Origin of the sequence: Sporomusa sp. GT1 (assembly GCF_014634905.1) — a bacterium.
GTDB classification, from domain to species: domain Bacteria; phylum Bacillota; class Negativicutes; order Sporomusales; family Sporomusaceae; genus Sporomusa; species Sporomusa sphaeroides.
This window is the reverse complement of the sequence record NZ_BMBX01000003.1, coordinates 165881-180556: the sequence shown is the minus strand read 5'-3', so window position 1 is coordinate 180556 and position 14676 is coordinate 165881. Positions and strand designations below refer to the sequence as shown.

General features: G+C 45.4%; 14 protein-coding genes and 8 tRNA genes. 9 read left to right on the top strand and 13 right to left on the bottom strand.

Annotation, left to right across the window (positions count from 1 at the left end):
• Positions 1-187: 187 nt before the first annotated feature.
• The 4 genes from GT1_RS06460 to GT1_RS06445 are packed head-to-tail and all read left to right on the top strand — an operon-like array spanning position 188 to position 4569.
• Positions 188-2065, top strand: coding sequence for a spore germination protein (locus GT1_RS06460; protein WP_188398036.1), 1878 nt, complete (start codon positions 188-190; stop codon positions 2063-2065).
• On the top strand, positions 2062-3171 hold the full coding sequence (locus GT1_RS06455) for a GerAB/ArcD/ProY family transporter (protein ID WP_188398035.1): 1110 nt from the start codon (positions 2062-2064) through the stop codon (positions 3169-3171). The genes GT1_RS06460 and GT1_RS06455 overlap by 4 nt, the downstream gene beginning before the upstream one ends.
• A gap of 35 nt (positions 3172-3206) precedes the next feature.
• On the top strand, positions 3207-4397 hold the full coding sequence (locus GT1_RS06450; RefSeq protein WP_188398034.1) for a Ger(x)C family spore germination protein: 1191 nt from the start codon (positions 3207-3209) through the stop codon (positions 4395-4397).
• Between the two features lie 7 nt (positions 4398-4404).
• Positions 4405-4569: a hypothetical protein gene (locus GT1_RS06445; protein WP_188398033.1), complete on the top strand. Its 165-nt coding sequence runs from the start codon at positions 4405-4407 to the stop codon at positions 4567-4569.
• A gap of 131 nt (positions 4570-4700) precedes the next feature.
• Here the strand turns inward: GT1_RS06445 and GT1_RS06440 are convergent, their stop codons facing one another.
• Positions 4701-5399 carry a TerC family protein gene (locus GT1_RS06440; RefSeq protein ID WP_075755718.1) on the bottom strand — a complete coding sequence of 233 codons (699 nt, stop codon included), beginning with the start codon at positions 5397-5399 and terminating at the stop codon, positions 4701-4703.
• 581 nt (positions 5400-5980) lie between these two features.
• Here GT1_RS06440 and htpG point away from each other — a divergent pair.
• Together htpG and GT1_RS06430 are read left to right on the top strand one after the other, a co-directional pair.
• Positions 5981-7939, top strand: a complete 1959-nt coding sequence (htpG, locus tag GT1_RS06435) for a molecular chaperone HtpG (protein ID WP_188398032.1) — start codon at positions 5981-5983, stop codon at positions 7937-7939.
• Between the two features lie 105 nt (positions 7940-8044).
• Positions 8045-8230, top strand: a complete 186-nt coding sequence (locus GT1_RS06430) for a hypothetical protein (RefSeq protein WP_143558978.1) — start codon at positions 8045-8047, stop codon at positions 8228-8230.
• A 73-nt stretch (positions 8231-8303) separates the two neighbouring features.
• On the opposite strand, the gene GT1_RS06425 is transcribed toward GT1_RS06430, so the two are convergent.
• The 7 genes from GT1_RS06425 to GT1_RS06395 form a co-directional block, all read right to left on the bottom strand.
• Positions 8304-8392 (bottom strand) — tRNA-Leu (locus GT1_RS06425).
• 55 nt (positions 8393-8447) lie between these two features.
• Positions 8448-8522, bottom strand: a tRNA-Cys gene (locus GT1_RS06420).
• A 71-nt stretch (positions 8523-8593) separates the two neighbouring features.
• A tRNA-Gly gene (locus GT1_RS06415) sits at positions 8594-8668 on the bottom strand.
• A 5-nt stretch (positions 8669-8673) separates the two neighbouring features.
• A tRNA-Phe gene (locus GT1_RS06410) sits at positions 8674-8749 on the bottom strand.
• 4 nt (positions 8750-8753) lie between these two features.
• Positions 8754-8830, bottom strand: a tRNA-Asp gene (locus GT1_RS06405).
• Positions 8831-8974: 144 nt separating this feature from the next.
• Positions 8975-9337, bottom strand: a complete 363-nt coding sequence (locus GT1_RS06400; protein ID WP_075755720.1) for a response regulator — start codon at positions 9335-9337, stop codon at positions 8975-8977.
• A gap of 30 nt (positions 9338-9367) precedes the next feature.
• Entirely contained in the window at positions 9368-10036 is a 669-nt protein-coding gene (locus tag GT1_RS06395; RefSeq protein ID WP_188398031.1) for a hypothetical protein, read from the bottom strand.
• A gap of 147 nt (positions 10037-10183) precedes the next feature.
• On the opposite strand from GT1_RS06395, the gene GT1_RS06390 reads away from it, so the two are divergent.
• Genes GT1_RS06390 through GT1_RS06380 form a run of 3 tightly spaced genes read left to right on the top strand, consistent with a single transcriptional unit; the run spans position 10184 to position 12861 of the window.
• Complete coding sequence (locus GT1_RS06390; protein ID WP_075755722.1) at positions 10184-11260, top strand: ABC transporter substrate-binding protein; 1077 nt, start codon at positions 10184-10186, stop codon at positions 11258-11260.
• A gap of 29 nt (positions 11261-11289) precedes the next feature.
• The gene (locus GT1_RS06385) at positions 11290-12036 is read left to right on the top strand and encodes an ABC transporter permease (RefSeq protein ID WP_075755723.1); all 747 of its coding nucleotides are present in this window, start codon (positions 11290-11292) and stop codon (positions 12034-12036) included.
• Positions 12037-12060: 24 nt separating this feature from the next.
• Entirely contained in the window at positions 12061-12861 is an 801-nt protein-coding gene (locus GT1_RS06380; RefSeq protein WP_188398030.1) for an ABC transporter ATP-binding protein, read from the top strand.
• A 72-nt stretch (positions 12862-12933) separates the two neighbouring features.
• On the opposite strand, the gene GT1_RS06375 is transcribed toward GT1_RS06380, so the two are convergent.
• The 5 genes from GT1_RS06375 to pyrF form a co-directional block, all read right to left on the bottom strand.
• A tRNA-Trp gene (locus tag GT1_RS06375) sits at positions 12934-13009 on the bottom strand.
• Positions 13010-13012: 3 nt separating this feature from the next.
• Positions 13013-13087 (bottom strand) — tRNA-Gly (locus GT1_RS06370).
• A gap of 5 nt (positions 13088-13092) precedes the next feature.
• Positions 13093-13169, bottom strand: a tRNA-Asp gene (locus GT1_RS06365).
• A gap of 198 nt (positions 13170-13367) precedes the next feature.
• The gene (gene pyrE, locus GT1_RS06360) at positions 13368-13940 is read right to left on the bottom strand and encodes an orotate phosphoribosyltransferase (protein ID WP_188398029.1); all 573 of its coding nucleotides are present in this window, start codon (positions 13938-13940) and stop codon (positions 13368-13370) included.
• Positions 13940-14656: an orotidine-5'-phosphate decarboxylase gene (pyrF, locus tag GT1_RS06355; RefSeq protein WP_188398028.1), complete on the bottom strand. Its 717-nt coding sequence runs from the start codon at positions 14654-14656 to the stop codon at positions 13940-13942. The genes pyrE and pyrF overlap by 1 nt, the downstream gene beginning before the upstream one ends.
• Positions 14657-14676: the final 20 nt, after the last annotated feature.

The following is a 14676-nucleotide window of genomic DNA, read 5'->3' as shown; positions in this document are numbered from 1 at the left end:
GGGCGGCCGTCATACAAGCTGTAAATAAAGAAAACACGGCTTGCGCCGAAAGCAAAAGCCGATGTTGCCCTTATCCTGTTCTTAAGAAAGTTATACCTTCTGTTGGGATAAAAAATAATGTTAAAAAAATGGTACTCTGGTAATAATAACCACGAGTTGCGATTTATTGGTAAATGGGGTGAATAGTATGGGGGATAACATTATTGTTAAAATCTATCGCTATCTGCAAGACATGCTTGTTTATAAACCATCGCGCACTCCTCCTACCTTTTTTTTGGAAGAACTGCCTAATGAAGATGAAACATTGCCCATAACCCCGGCATCGGCCTTGCAAGGTTCGGCTGAGGAACTCAACATGCTCTTAAGACATGCCAAATCGCTCCAGGACAGCATGGAGAAAATAACAGAAACACTGAAGGACGGAAAAATATCGTCTATCGACGAGTTCAGAGCCGAGTATAAGAAACTGAGTCAACTGCAAACCGAAATATCACCAGCGCGTTTGGCCTATGATGCAGTGAGTACGCCGAGTGAGCGCCAGGTTAGCGCTAATTTGGAAGAAAACCGGTCAATTGTAGAAAAACTGTATCGGCTGCCCGAGAACAAGGATGCCGTTATTCGGCATCTGACAATTCCCTTATCCCCGCCTGTCAGAGCTATGATGGTATTTCTGGAAGGTATGGTTGATAGTAAAACCTTGAATTTGGCGATACTGCAGCCACTTATGTTATTTTCTGCTGACCGGGCTGTTAACAATACTGCCAACAGTCTTACTGATCAAATTATTGAAGAATGCTTGCCAGCCAACCAAGTCAAGAAAGCCGTTGATTTTCAATCAGTTCAAAATAGCATTAATAGCGGTGATACCGCGCTGTTTATTAATGGTGTGCCGGAAGCCGTGCTGATCGACACTAAGGGCATGGCACAGCGGAGTGTCGGCAGGCCTGTTACCGAACAAACCATTCGGGGTTCACAGGCTGCTTTTAGTGAGGGTCTGCGTATCAATACCGGTCTTATCCGCTCTACATTGAAAAGCTCTGATCTGGTTACTGAATTTGTAACAGTCGGTAAACGCACAAATACCAATTGCGCCATTATGTATTTGGCCTCTGTAGCCAATCCATCACTGGTAAAGGAAATTAAACGGCGCATTGAAGGGATTTCTACCAGTTATGTCGGCGATATAGGCACGCTCCAGCAATTTATTGAGGATCACCCGGGTATCCTTTTCCCGCAGGCATTATCTACCGAACGCCCTGACCGGGTAGCCTCACATCTGAGTGAGGGCCGGGTAGCTTTTATCCTGGAAGGCGTTCCTTTTGCCCATATTGTACCGGTTAGCTTCTTTACTTTTTTTCATTCTGCCGAAGATTTTTCTTTTAAGGGGCCTAGCAGTTCTTTTTTGCGGATTCTGCGTCTGATAGCCGGCTTCACTACTTTATTGCTGCCCTCTTTCTATCTGGCTATTTACTATTTTCACCCGGAAGCACTGCCAACTGAAATTGTGCTGGCCATTGCCGGTGCCAGAGAACGTGTGCCGTTTCCGGCATTGGTGGAAGTTATCCTGATGGAATTTTCTTTTGAGCTTATCCGGGAAGGCGGGCTAAGAATTCCCGGTGTCCTGGGGTCAACCATTGGCATTGTCGGTGCTCTCATTTTAGGACAGGCCGCCGTTACGGCTAATATTGTCAGCCCCATTGTTGTTATTATTATTGCTCTTACCGGCTTGGCTTCTTTTGCAATACCTGATTTTCAAATGGCTATGGCCTTTCGGATGCTGCGGTTTGTTATGCTGCTGCTGGCCGCCACGCTGGGGCTTGTCGGCGTAGCTTCCGGGCTGCTGATTATGGTGCTGCTGTTATGCAGTATGAAGTCATTCGGCGTGCCTTACATGGTGCCTGTAGCCCCAAAAGCCAAAGCAAATTTGGATGTGGTGATACGCGGACCTGTTTTTCGTCAAGAGCAGCGTCCGGATGCGCTTAACACTATAGACAGACGGCGGCAGCCACACATCAGCCGGAAATGGATGATGGAAAAACCAGCCGGGGAGGAAGACAAATCATGAGCTACCATCCTGGACGTATGGGTCTGGCAGAAGGAACTGCCCTGGTTTTTATTATATTGTTCCCGCGCGTTTTTCTTACAGCACCGGCCAATATGGTGACCATTGCCGCCAGCGCCGGCTGGTGGGTGGATATTCTAGCGGCCATTCCGGCTATAATTGCTGTGCTGATCATTCGTTATGTTTATCAATATGTGCAAGGAGACATTGTTAATGTTGCCGAGCGTTTGTTCGGGCGCATGGGGGCCTGGCTTTTCAGCATTCTGGGTATTATTGTTTTTTTTACCAATGCAGCCATACTGCTCAGACAATTTGCCGAGAATACACTGCTTACGGCACTGCCGCAAATAGAATTTAGTTTTATTGTCGGTTGGTATGCTGTTGTAGTGGCATTGGCGGCTTGGTTTGGTCTTGAAACCCTGGCGCGTGGAACATATTTATTAATGCCTATGAGTATTTTCAGCCTGTTAGCCGTTTTATTGCTGTTAGTGCCCTATTATGATATATATAATCTCACTCCCTGGGTAGGCAAAGGCATTTTGCCTTCACTTAAACAAACTGTTTTAACTGCAGGTATTAATACCGGGGGGCTGATCCTTATGGTAGTGGCTCCTGCCCTGCAGAACCTCAGGACCTTTACATGGGCCAGCATCTTTGGTATTGTCAGCAGCGTGTCGATTAAAGGCCTGTCGATCATGGTATTTACTATGGTATTTGGCGTAAATGGCGCAACCGAAAAGATATTGCCATTCTTTGAAATGGCACGTTTGGTATATTTGAGCCGTTATGTGCAGCGGATCGAATCTTTGTTTATTATCCTATGGGTTGTTGTCGGGGTACTGGGTATTGCTATCAGCATCTACATGGGTACTTACTTTATTACCAGGATGCTGCTTCTGCCTACTATGCGCCCGCTTATTCCCCTGTCAGCTTACCTTATTGCCCAATTAGCCATGATGCCGCCGGATATTGCTACTGTCATCCGTTTGGATTCCCTGTTTGTCGTAACCGTTTTTAATGCCGGGTTATATCTCATGCCAACAGCAATGCTGCTTGCCGTCCTTTGGCACAAACGAAAAGGGAGAGTTCACTCATGTTCCACAGGGTAAAGTTATTATCGGCATTGCTGCTTTTCTGCCTCCTTATGTCAGGTTGCAATGGCGCGCGGGAAACTGATGCGGTGGCTTACGTATTGGCTGTTGGCGTTGACGCCGCCGCAGATAATCAATTGAACGTAACCTACCTCATTGCTATTCCCAGGGCATTGGGCAGTGGCGGCGAGAGTGGCGGCGGCGAAAAAGTGGTGGAGAAAGTTACGGTAAAAGCACCTTCGCTGGTTGAGGCTCAGACTTTATTAAATGCCTCTGTCGGCCGTGCACCCAATCTTTCTCATGTCAAGATCTGGGTTGTTGGTGAAAAACTGGCCCGGCAAGGATTAGCCAATTTAATCGGGCCGTTGACTCGTTTCCGGGAATTTCGTGGTTCCATGTACCTAGTGGTCGCCAGAGGTACTGCCAAAGAGTTCATCGATATGAACAATCCGGAACTTGAATTGCTGCCATCACGCTGGGCAGAAGGAGTTTTGGGCATATCATCGGAAAGCGGCTATTATCTATCCAGCCAACTGCATGATTTTTATGTCAGGCTGAAGGAGCCGGGCGGCGCTCCCTGCACCGTTCTGGCAGGAATTAATCCTGATACGGGTAAAGATAAACCAAGTGCTGCACCGACACTTCCTGACCGGGCACCGGGGTATCTTCCCGGCGATATTGCGCGTGAAGGCGGTAATCCGGCCGCCCTTGCGGGCACAGCCATATTTAAAGGTGATAAAATGATAGGTATGCTGACAAATGTAGAAACCCGGATGTTGGCCATTCTTATGGGAAATTTCCCTAAAGGATTTTTAACCTTGGCCGACCCGCGTGTGCCGGAACAGAATGTCTATCTTCTGATGCGGTTGGGGAGCGCTCCGAAAATTGAGGTCAGCCTGATTGACGATGTACCGGAAATCAATATTGAAGTGCTGATAGAATGTGAATTAAGCAGTATTTCCAGCGGTACTAACTATGAGGCTGATGAGCTGCGGCCGGAGATAGAGCAGCAGGTATCTAAAGCCATTTCTCAGGAGATGAAAAACATGCTGGTCAAAACTCAGGAACTTGAAGCCGATGTTGTAAACTTTGGCAAATATTTGCGGCCTAAAGTCAAAAATTATGACGAGTTTAGCGCAATTGACTGGAACCGTCTTTATCCACAGGCCCAAATACATATCAAAGTAGATGCCAAGCTGCGCCGTACCGGCCTTATGTATAAAACTATGCCAATCAGGGAGTGATTTTTGCGTGGATTACATACACCTGGGCATTGGCGCCGTCATCGGTTTTCACGCCATAACCTATGCTTATTGGCTTATGCGGCATGATAACCGGTCTGGAGCCATTGGTATCTTTATCCTGGTACTGGCTGCGCTGGTACTGCCGATATTGCGTATAGTTGAGAGAATGTAACCAAGACACGGCTTGTGCCGGTCTTTTGACGATTACACCTGCACTGCTGTCCGCCGCGAGGGTAAAACAAAACCGCCGACGGCAATTGCCCGTCGGCGGTTTTCATCCTGGCAAAAAACAAATTAAATTAATTAACCCTCGGCTTCAGTGGGGGCATCAGGTTTGTTTCTCCTCACATACCCGATACCAACTACTGCCAATGTCAAGGCAATTTTGAGGAATAACGCATAATCGCTGACATATTGTCCGACCGCACTATCGGCAACGATCATTGCAGCGGCTGCATACCCAAGTATACCTGCTCCGATATAGATAATGATCGGGAAACGATCCATAAGTTTCATCAAAAGTTGGGCGCCAAACACCACTAGCGGAATGCTGGTTGCAAGACCAATCGTAATCAAACCGTATTTACCGGAAGGAACGGTTTGGGCAATAGCGGCCAAAGCAAGAACATTGTCCAGGCTCATGATAAGGTCGGCAAACAGAATAATTTTAATGGCTTCGAAGTAGGAATTAGCTTGACCTACATTGCCTTCACCCTCATCTTTTTTCAACAGGCTAATGGCAATATAAAGCAAGGCCAAACCGCCAAAAAATTGGAGATACGGGATATCCAACAGATAAGCTGCTACGAAGGTAAGAATGATCCTGAGAACAACCGCCCCCACACTTCCCCACATAATTGCTTTGTTTCTTTGATCAGGTGGCAGGTTTTTACTGGCAAGTGCAATAATAACAGCATTATCACCGCTTAATACCAAGTTAACCAAAAGGATGCTTCCCAAAGCCATAAACCATTCAGGACCAATAGTACCGAAAAAATCCATAAATTATTCCTCCTATTTTCTGTTCTTACTAGTGTGGTGTTTTCCAACACTATTCTATACCAATGCAAAAGCTATTTTGCTTCCTTGGTGGCTCCTCCTCTCAAACTAAAAAGACCTTAGGTACGCAATTAATACATACCGAAGGTCTCACTATTGGTAATATACCAATGATAATGCCAGATGCCTCAGGCACCGTATGTTGACAATTATCCGAAAAGCTACTCCCCTTACGATGAAGGTCATATTCAATTGATTGCATTTGAATTATAACGAATAGCAGCCAGTATTGTCAAGGGGGATGTCATGCTTTTCTTGGTATTATATTTTAGAATACCAACAAGTTGCCACATAATGATTATCTCCCGCCAAAAAAACGTTGCTATTTGCAAACAAATAAAATTTGCGCGAAAAATACCGTAATATAACGAAAATCACAGCTATAAGCAGCAGTATTATAGCAATTTGGACTAATTTATCTGTTGCAACATTTGATTTTACCTGGTAATTTAGCTATTATTTAGATATATTTAGCACTCAAAGACAAAGAGTGCTAACAGAGTAATAAAATATCGGAGGTTTCTATGGTTCAAGAAGCAATTACTAAAGAAACAAGGGAATTTCAAGCAGAGACTAAACAATTGTTGGATTTGATGGTTCACTCTATTTATACTAACCGGGAAATTTTTTTGCGGGAACTTATCTCGAATGCCTCAGACGCCATCGACAAAATTCGGTTTGAGTCATTAACCAATCATGCGCTTTTAGAAAACGAGACTGATTTTGAAATCTTTCTTATTCCCGACGAAACTACTCATACTCTGACTATTGCCGACAATGGCATGGGCATGACGCTTGATGAAGTAGTTGAGAACATCGGCACTATCGCTAAATCAGGTACAAAATCCTTCCTTGAAAAAGTAAAAGAGGCTGGTTCGGTCGCTGATACGGAATTAATTGGTCAGTTCGGGGTCGGTTTTTACTCAGCCTTTATGGTGGCTGAAAAAGTAACTTTATTAACCCGTGCACCTGGACAAAGCAAAGGCATTAAGTGGGAGTCAACCGGTGATGGCACTTATACCATCGAAGAGTGTGACAAGGATACGCGCGGCACCACGATTGTGCTGACTTTAAAGCAAGAGTACCATTCACCTGAGCATCAGGAAGAAAACTTTTTAAACCGCTATATTCTTCAAAACCTGGTAAAAAAATATTCTGATTACATCCGCTATCCCATTAAAATGAATTTTGTCAAAGAAGAACAGCCGTTAGATGCGGAGGGCAAAGCAATAGCTGGTGCGCCTCCTTCCCAAACAGTAGAAGTACGCACCCTTAACTCCATGACGCCGCTGTGGACGCGTAACAAGAATGATATCTCAAAAGATGAGTACAATCAGCTATATAAAACCCTTTTCCACGATTGGGAAGATGCTTTGGAGATCATTCACTCGAAAGTAGAAGGTGCTGTAGAATATACTACCCTGCTCTTCGTTCCCGCTCATGCTCCTTTTGATTTTTACCAGCGTGAGGCCACAACCGGTATCAGACTATACTCTAAAAATGTATTTATCATGGACAATTGCCAGGAATTGCTTCCTGAGTATTTGCGCTTTGTCAAAGGCCTGGTCGACTCTCCCGACTTTTCCCTTAATATCTCCCGGGAGCTTCTCCAACACAGTCAACAGCTAAAACTGGTTGGTAAAAACCTGGAAAAGAGCATCCTGAAAACACTGGAAAACATGCTGAGCAAAGACCGGTCTAAATATGAAAAGTTCTGGAATGAGTATGGCAAAGCCATAAAAACGGGAGTTTATGCGGATTATCACAGTCGCGACAAGTTAAAAGATCTGCTGCTTTTCTCCTCTTCCCAGTCTGAAGAGCTTACTACATTGCAAGAGTATACAGACCGGATGCCTGAGCAACAAAAAGTTATTTATTACGCCACCGGCAAAGATCGTTCTGCCGTAGAGCGTCTGCCGCAGATGGAACTTCTCAAAGAAAAAGGTATTGAAGTCCTCTACCTCTTTGACCGGGTGGACGAATTTAGTATTGATGCTCTGGGTGAGTACAAGGATAAAAAATTCCAGTCAGTCAGCCGCGGCAATTTAGACTTGCAAGATATCGGCTCTTCTGAAATACAAAAAGAGGTTCAAGAGCTTTCCAAGGAAAATGAGTCGTTGATTAAAGCAATAAAAGACCAGTTGACCGGTAAAGTTGCCGATGTTAAGCTTAGCAGCCGCCTCAAATCAAGCGCCGTTTGCCTGGTTAGCGGTGATACCGGCATTAGCTTATCTATGGAACAAATTTTAGCTGAGATGAACAAGTCCTCCTTCAAAGCAAGCCGTATCCTGGAAATCAATCCAGACCATGAAATTTTCGCCGTTATCAAGACCCTGCATGAAACGGCTCCGGATTCTACAGAGTTTAAAGATTATTGCGATTTACTCTATGGGCAGGCCTTGCTTATGGAGGGCATTGCCCCTGAAGACCCAATCAGCTTTGCCAACAAAGTCGCTGCATTAATGGCACAAAGCAGGAAGTAAAGTTGAAAAAGCGCCCGACACTTCCATGTTGTCCGGGCGTTTTTTGCTCTCCATTATTTCAACGCTGCATATTATGTAATATCAGAGTAATGGAGGGTTACATTTGTGAAAAACAAAAGAAATGAACGGCTCAAAGAGTATCCGGAAATAACCGAATTTGACGAACAGCAGGATATTCGTCAATGCTGCATTCCCTTTTATTGCCGCCCGTATCATTGCAGACCATATTACTGCCGGCCATACCGATTATGTCGGCCATTCGACTGCTGCAAGCGCCGTGTAATTCCTTAACCTACTAACCTCCTCAGACAAACTATGAAACGTAAAAAGAACTCCGCGCTATTCGCGAAGTTCTTTTTACGTTTGGTGCCGAGGACCGGAATCGAACCGGTACGGAAATTTCTTTCCGACGGATTTTAAGTCCGTTGCGTCTGCCAGTTCCGCCACCCCGGCATGGGGATTAGTTAGCATAAATAAAAACCACGAATATGTGGCTTTATTTTGTAGATGGAGGCGGCACCCAGATTTGAACTGGGGAATAGAGGTTTTGCAGACCTCTGCCTTACCACTTGGCTATGCCGCCATAAACAGCGAAGCAACATGTGTGAGTCGTTTAGTTCCAGCGTAGCGCGGAACTTCCTCTAAATATGGAACTGGAGCGGAAAACGAGATTCGAACTCGCGACCCTCGCCTTGGCAAGGCGATGCTCTACCGCTGAGCTACTTCCGCTTAAATGGTGCCTCAGGGCAGAATCGAACTGCCGACACGAGGATTTTCAGTCCTCTGCTCTACCGACTGAGCTACCGAGGCGAAATGGCGACCCTGAACGGATTTGAACCGTCGATCTCCGCCGTGACAGGGCGGCATGTTAGACCGCTACACCACAGGGCCGCTAGACAATCGCATGTTTTAGTATATATTATTTGCTAGGTAAAGTCAATACTTTAGCTAGTAAAATCATACTCAACATGCACAGCAACGCGATTAATTATATAGTAATATATCTAAATAGTCAAGTATTTTCAGTAAGCAGATTTAACCAGCCAGGACTTTATTGATCGTTTCCTCTACTTGTCCTGGATCAAAAGGTTTGATAATAAAACTTGATGCACCTGCTTTGATGGCCTCAGTGATAATACTCCGTTGACCAATGGCTGTTACCATAACAATACGAGCAAAAGGGTCTTCCTCATGAATATGTTTGACTGCCTGGATTCCGTCCATGACCGGCATGGTGATATCCATAGTAACCAAGTCCGGTTTATGTTGACGATATAATTGTACAGCGTGTTTTCCGTCACCAGCTTCTGCAACTACTTCGTGTCCTTTTTCTATTAGCAGTTTTTTGAGTATCATGCGCATGAATGAGGAATCATCACATATTAATATTCTTGGCATATAGCTTACCTCCTTAATTGCAGATTCTAATCAGATTGTTCTTGTAGTTTTACTCAAATCGTCAAGAGTTGGAATTAGCTTGTCCACTACCCGCGCCTCAAGCTCAGGCAATGTTTTGGCATCAAAATCAGATATCATAACAGGTGTCCGCTTGGTACGGATTTCACCAAAAAATTCGTCACGGAAAATATTATAGTTTATCGTCAAATTGCTCTCTGTCGTAAAATCACTGTAGTCTATTAAAACGTAGGTACCGTTTAATGCTTTAAGCGGTTCCCGCGGATTTATAAAAAGTTCAAATCCGGACAATTGCTTGGGCAGCTTGGTTATATACGGCCATTCAACAATTTTCTTTTCTTTAAACCGCACACACAAAGATACCGGATCAAAATATACTAATCCCTTAAGGGTTTTTTCCATCCGGTCTGTCAGAATATTTTCCAATGCCGCCAAATCGCCGGTAATAAAGCTAATATCACAGTATTCCATTAATCCCACTACTGTACGGGCCAGGAAGTCTTTAGTCGCTTGATCATACATAATAGTAAAACTGCGCCGGGCCATGTGGTTATTATAAGTAAAAATGCGATACTGGGAACCACAAGTCATTAATTCATTAATTAGCGTAAAACCGAAAATTTCACGAGGGAGTTTCTTTAAATAATCCCAGCCAGCAACTTGTTCAATAATTTTTTCCATGAGTTAGTCCTCTCCTATTAGCTAATGATTATATTCTTGGTTACCTGCAAAAAAACCTGCCTCCCCTGTAACCAAAAAACAAAGTCCGAATACTATAAAAGTAGCTCACCCGGAAGTATAGACAATAGCAACAAGGAGGGATTTCACATGGTAAGACGCTGGTGTGGACTGGTTTCAGTCTTACTTGTACTCACCTTTCTCATTACTGCCTGCAGTCAGGCGCCCGCTACCCGGGTAAATCCGGCAAAAGCCCCTGCCTGGTCCTCTGGCTTAACGCCCCTGCCACAAGAAATCGTTGTAAAAGTCGGCATGAAGCAGGTTGTTTCTGATGCTGGTATTCTTATTGGCATGGCTAAAGGGTATTATCAGGATCTGGGGATTAAAATTGAGCCTGTACAGTTTAATACAGGCCAGGAAATGATCAATCAATTGGCCGCAGGTCAGTTAGATGTCGGTGCGACAGTTACGGCATCCGGACTGCTAAACGCCATGTCGCGGGACATACCGGTAAAAATTGTAGCCGACAAAGGCATTAATGTTCCCGGTCAAGGCTATTACCGGCTGGTTATAAGAAAAGACCTTGCCGGCAAAATTGAAGATTTTTCCGACTTGCGCGGCAAAAAAATTGCCGTGGTTGGCACAGCTTCACTTGATGAAATATGTTTAGACAGAGTGTTGGCCAAGGGAGGCTTAACCGTCAACGATATTGATATGCAGGTAATCCGTGCTTTCCCGGATATGCTTGTTTCACTTGGCAATAAAAGTATCGACGCCGCTATGGTGATTGAGCCTTTTGTAACCCAAGGCATTGCCAGAGGATTTGTCGACCCCTGGAAAGACCCGTCTGAATATGACCCTGAGGCACAAATCGCGCTGTTAGTGTACGGCACAAGCATGACAACACGGCCAGATGTCGCCAACCGCTTTATGACCGCCTATGTTAAATCTATGCGCGACTACAATGACGCCTTTTTTAAGAATAAAAATAAAGGAGAGATCATTGCTATACTGTGCAGGTATTCAGTAATCAAAGATCCTGAACTATATGAAAAAATGTTTCCCACAGGACTTAATCCTGACGGTTACCTAAGAATGCAGGGCATTGCTGCTGACTTGGCCTGGTACAAAGCCAGAGGCTTGCTGAAATCCGAAATTCAATTGGAAGATGCTGTTGATAACAAGTATGTAGACTTTGCCGTACAAACATTGGGTGCTTATCAGTAAGTTATGTCGTATACCGGGAGCTGATTATAATGAAAACAGCCATTTCCATACTGTCTCCGTTAACTCTGCTCTTCATTTGGGAAATTGCAGCCCGGGCAGGGTTTGTTGATACCCGTTTGCTCTCAAGTCCGTCACTTATTCTCCAGGCTTTTTTCCCCTTATTAATTTCCGGCGACCTGATTTACAACACCTGGGTAAGCGTATTACGGGTCATTTGGGGCTTTCTGGCCGGTGCCATTCCCGGGATTCTTCTCGGCATGAGCATGGGGCTTTCCCCTTTTGTTCGTTCGGCTTTTGAACCAATGATTGCAGCTACCTATCCTATTCCCAAACTAGCCATTATGCCGCTCATTCTCCTCATTTTCGGACTGGGGGAAACCTCCAAGATATTCACCATTGCCATTGGTGTCTTTTATCTGGTGGTAATTAATACGATGGCCGGTGTATTAAATATTGATAAAATTTATCTGGAGGTCGCCAAAAATTTTGGTGCCAGCCGTAAAGATTTTTACCTTACCGTTGCTTTGCCGGGAGCATTGCCCATGATATTCGCCGGACTAAAGCTTGGTATGGGCATGGCTCTTATTCTGATTGTGGCAGCCGAAATGTCGGCCGCCAAAGCCGGCGTCGGTTGGATGATTTGGCGGGCCTATGATATGTTTGATATTGAGCAGATGTTTGTGGCACTGATTACCTTATCGGTGCTTGGCTATATCTTTTCCCTGTTGCTTGACTGGCTGGAACATCTGGTGCTGCCCTGGAAACAAACCAATTAAAAGGGTTCCAAAGGAGGTGCGGTTATGCCTTATTACAGCAACAGCATTGTCTTAACCAATATAGGAAAAACATTTGCTACCAGCCGTGGTCAGATTACCGCTCTTACTGACATTAATATTGCTATCGGAGACGGTGAGTTTTTCTCGATTGTTGGACCAAGCGGCTGCGGCAAAACTACACTGCTGCGCATACTTGCCGGCTTGGATACAGCATCCTGCGGCAGTGTTGATATAGCACTCAAATCAGGCGACCGCCCGGTAAATTCTATGGTGTTTCAGGAACAGTCGGTCTTTCCCTGGATGACGGTGATTGACAATGTAGCGTACGGCCTCAAACTGCGTGGTATACCCAAAAAAGAGCGTTATGAAATTGCTGAAGATTATATTCGCATGATAGGCCTGAGCAAATTTGCCAAAGCCTATCCTCACCAGCTTTCCGGCGGTATGAAGCAGCGGGTAAGCGTGGCCCGCGCTTTTGCCAATGATCCGGAGATACTGCTAATGGATGAGCCTTTTGGTGCGCTTGATGAACAGAACAGGATCATTCTTCAGCAAGAACTATTGCGTATTTGGGATCTGAGCAAAAAAACCACCGTCTTTATCACCCATAGCATTGATGAAGCTTTATGCCTCAGTGACCGCATTCTCATCATGACCGCACATCCTGGTACGGTCAAATCAATCGTCAACGTCAATCTCTCCCGCCCTCGTGACATTGCAGCCATCCGCACCACTCTTCATTATAACGAACTGTTCCAGTCTATCTGGCTGACACTGCGTGAAGAGGTATTAAAGGTAAAAGAGCTGGAACTGGCTGACAGGTAAATTAAAGGATCTTGGCTTGTAAGTAAATAAAGAATCCATACAGGCTGAAAACCTGTATGGATTCTTTATTTGTGGCAGGGGCAGAAGGACTTGAACCCTCAACCAACGGTTTTGGAGACCGCTACTCTACCAATTGAGCTATACCCCTGTATGGAGCGGAAAACGAGATTCGAACTCGCGACCCTCGCCTTGGCAAGGCGATGCTCTACCGCTGAGCTACTTCCGCTTAAATGGCGACCCCGAACGGATTTGAACCGTCGATCTCCGCCGTGACAGGGCGGCATGTTAGACCGCTACACCACGGGGCCGTAATTCATGTATCTCCCTGACAGAATCTAATATTACCATGGTTCTCACAGAATAGCAATAGCTTTCAGCAACTATTTTACGGAATTATTTATGTATATCTCGTTGAATATCTTTATATCGCTTGTTTACTATAATTTCTATGAAATAAGTAATAATGTAACAAGGCTGCACGAACTGGTGCAGCCTTGTTTGCATAGTTATAGCTTGCGGCTGCCGCGCTTGGTGATGGCTGTACCTTCTTTACATAAAGGGCAATCATCCGGTTGGTAGGCCGGAACAGTCAAATGCAGCAGCGCTTGAGCCGGTATACCAAAGTCGGCTTTGCCGCCGCTGCGGTCAACCAGCATGCCTACCGCAACCGGAATGCCACCATGCTGGCGCACCACATCAACAACTTCTTTTACCGATCCGCCTGTTGTAACAATATCTTCAACAATAAGCACACGCTGCCCTTTTTCAATGACAAAACCGCGTCTCAGTGTCATCTTTCCATTTTCCCGCTCAGTAAAAATGGCACGGGTACCAAGATGTTTACCCACTTCATGGGCCAGGATGATGCCTCCGGTTACAGGGCCAACTACCAGTTCAATATTAGCGTTCTTAAAACGTTCAGCTATTGCCACACACAGTTTTTCAGTATGTTTCGGATATTGCAACACCTGGAATTTCTCGACATACAGCGGACTATGCAAGCCTGACGTCAATAGAAAATGCCCCTCTAAAATGGCACCTGTCTCAACAAATAGCTGTCTCACTTCTGCCTCATTCATTATGCTTCCCTCATTTCCTCTAAAATTGCCAATGCTGCTGCCCTTGGATCCGGGGCTGCCGTAATGGGCCGTCCTACCACCAGATAATGTGCGCCTGCCTGTAAAGCTGCCGCCGGTGTAGCAATCCGGCTTTGGTCGTTTAAGGCTGCGCCATGGGGGCGAACACCGGGAGTAATAATGGCAAAATTCTTGCCACAGGCTGCCCGGATAAGCTCTGCTTCCTGCGGTGATGCAACCACTCCGTCCATTCCGGCTGCCTGCGCCATTTTTGCCAGATGCACTACCTGGTCAGGAATACTGGCCGTATTTCTCAGCGAGGCCCATTCGGCATCATTCATACTGGTAAGAATAGTGACAGCTATAAGCTTGGGCCGCAGTATATTAAGAGTTTTGGCGGTTTCGGCAACCTTTTCAGCCGCAGCCTGCATCATCGCCTGTCCGCCTGATGCATGAACATTAATCATAGCCACTCCCAGCCGGGTGAGCGAAGCTGCACCCTGAGCCACTGTATTCGGAATATCATGCATTTTCAGATCAAGAAATACATCTTTGCCCTGCTCACGCAGAAAGGTCAGACATTCCATGCCCACACTATAAAAAAGCTGCATGCCGACTTTATAATAGCTTACTGCATCGCCTAAAGTCTCAACAAGTTGCCTGACATCAGCCATACTGGCAACATCAAGGGCTACAATCAAACGGTTACGTACTTCCATTTTGCATTCTCCCTGCTATA

Excerpts from the sequence above, each read along its gene's own strand:
- GT1_RS06460 (WP_188398036.1), top strand. The coding sequence starts at position 188 with ATGGGGGATAACATTATTGTTAAAATCTATCGCTATCTGCAAGACATG.
- GT1_RS06455 (WP_188398035.1), top strand. The coding sequence starts at position 2,062 with ATGAGCTACCATCCTGGACGTATGGGTCTGGCAGAAGGAACTGCCCTG.
- GT1_RS06450 (WP_188398034.1), top strand. The coding sequence starts at position 3,207 with ATGTCAGGTTGCAATGGCGCGCGGGAAACTGATGCGGTGGCTTACGTA.
- GT1_RS06440 (WP_075755718.1), bottom strand. The coding sequence starts at position 5,399 with ATGGATTTTTTCGGTACTATTGGTCCTGAATGGTTTATGGCTTTGGGA.
- htpG (WP_188398032.1), top strand. The coding sequence starts at position 5,981 with ATGGTTCAAGAAGCAATTACTAAAGAAACAAGGGAATTTCAAGCAGAG.
- GT1_RS06400 (WP_075755720.1), bottom strand. The coding sequence starts at position 9,337 with ATGCCAAGAATATTAATATGTGATGATTCCTCATTCATGCGCATGATA.
- GT1_RS06395 (WP_188398031.1), bottom strand. The coding sequence starts at position 10,036 with ATGGAAAAAATTATTGAACAAGTTGCTGGCTGGGATTATTTAAAGAAA.
- GT1_RS06390 (WP_075755722.1), top strand. The coding sequence starts at position 10,184 with ATGGTAAGACGCTGGTGTGGACTGGTTTCAGTCTTACTTGTACTCACC.
- GT1_RS06385 (WP_075755723.1), top strand. The coding sequence starts at position 11,290 with ATGAAAACAGCCATTTCCATACTGTCTCCGTTAACTCTGCTCTTCATT.
- GT1_RS06380 (WP_188398030.1), top strand. The coding sequence starts at position 12,061 with ATGCCTTATTACAGCAACAGCATTGTCTTAACCAATATAGGAAAAACA.
- pyrE (WP_188398029.1), bottom strand. The coding sequence starts at position 13,940 with ATGAATGAGGCAGAAGTGAGACAGCTATTTGTTGAGACAGGTGCCATT.
- pyrF (WP_188398028.1), bottom strand. The coding sequence starts at position 14,656 with ATGGAAGTACGTAACCGTTTGATTGTAGCCCTTGATGTTGCCAGTATG.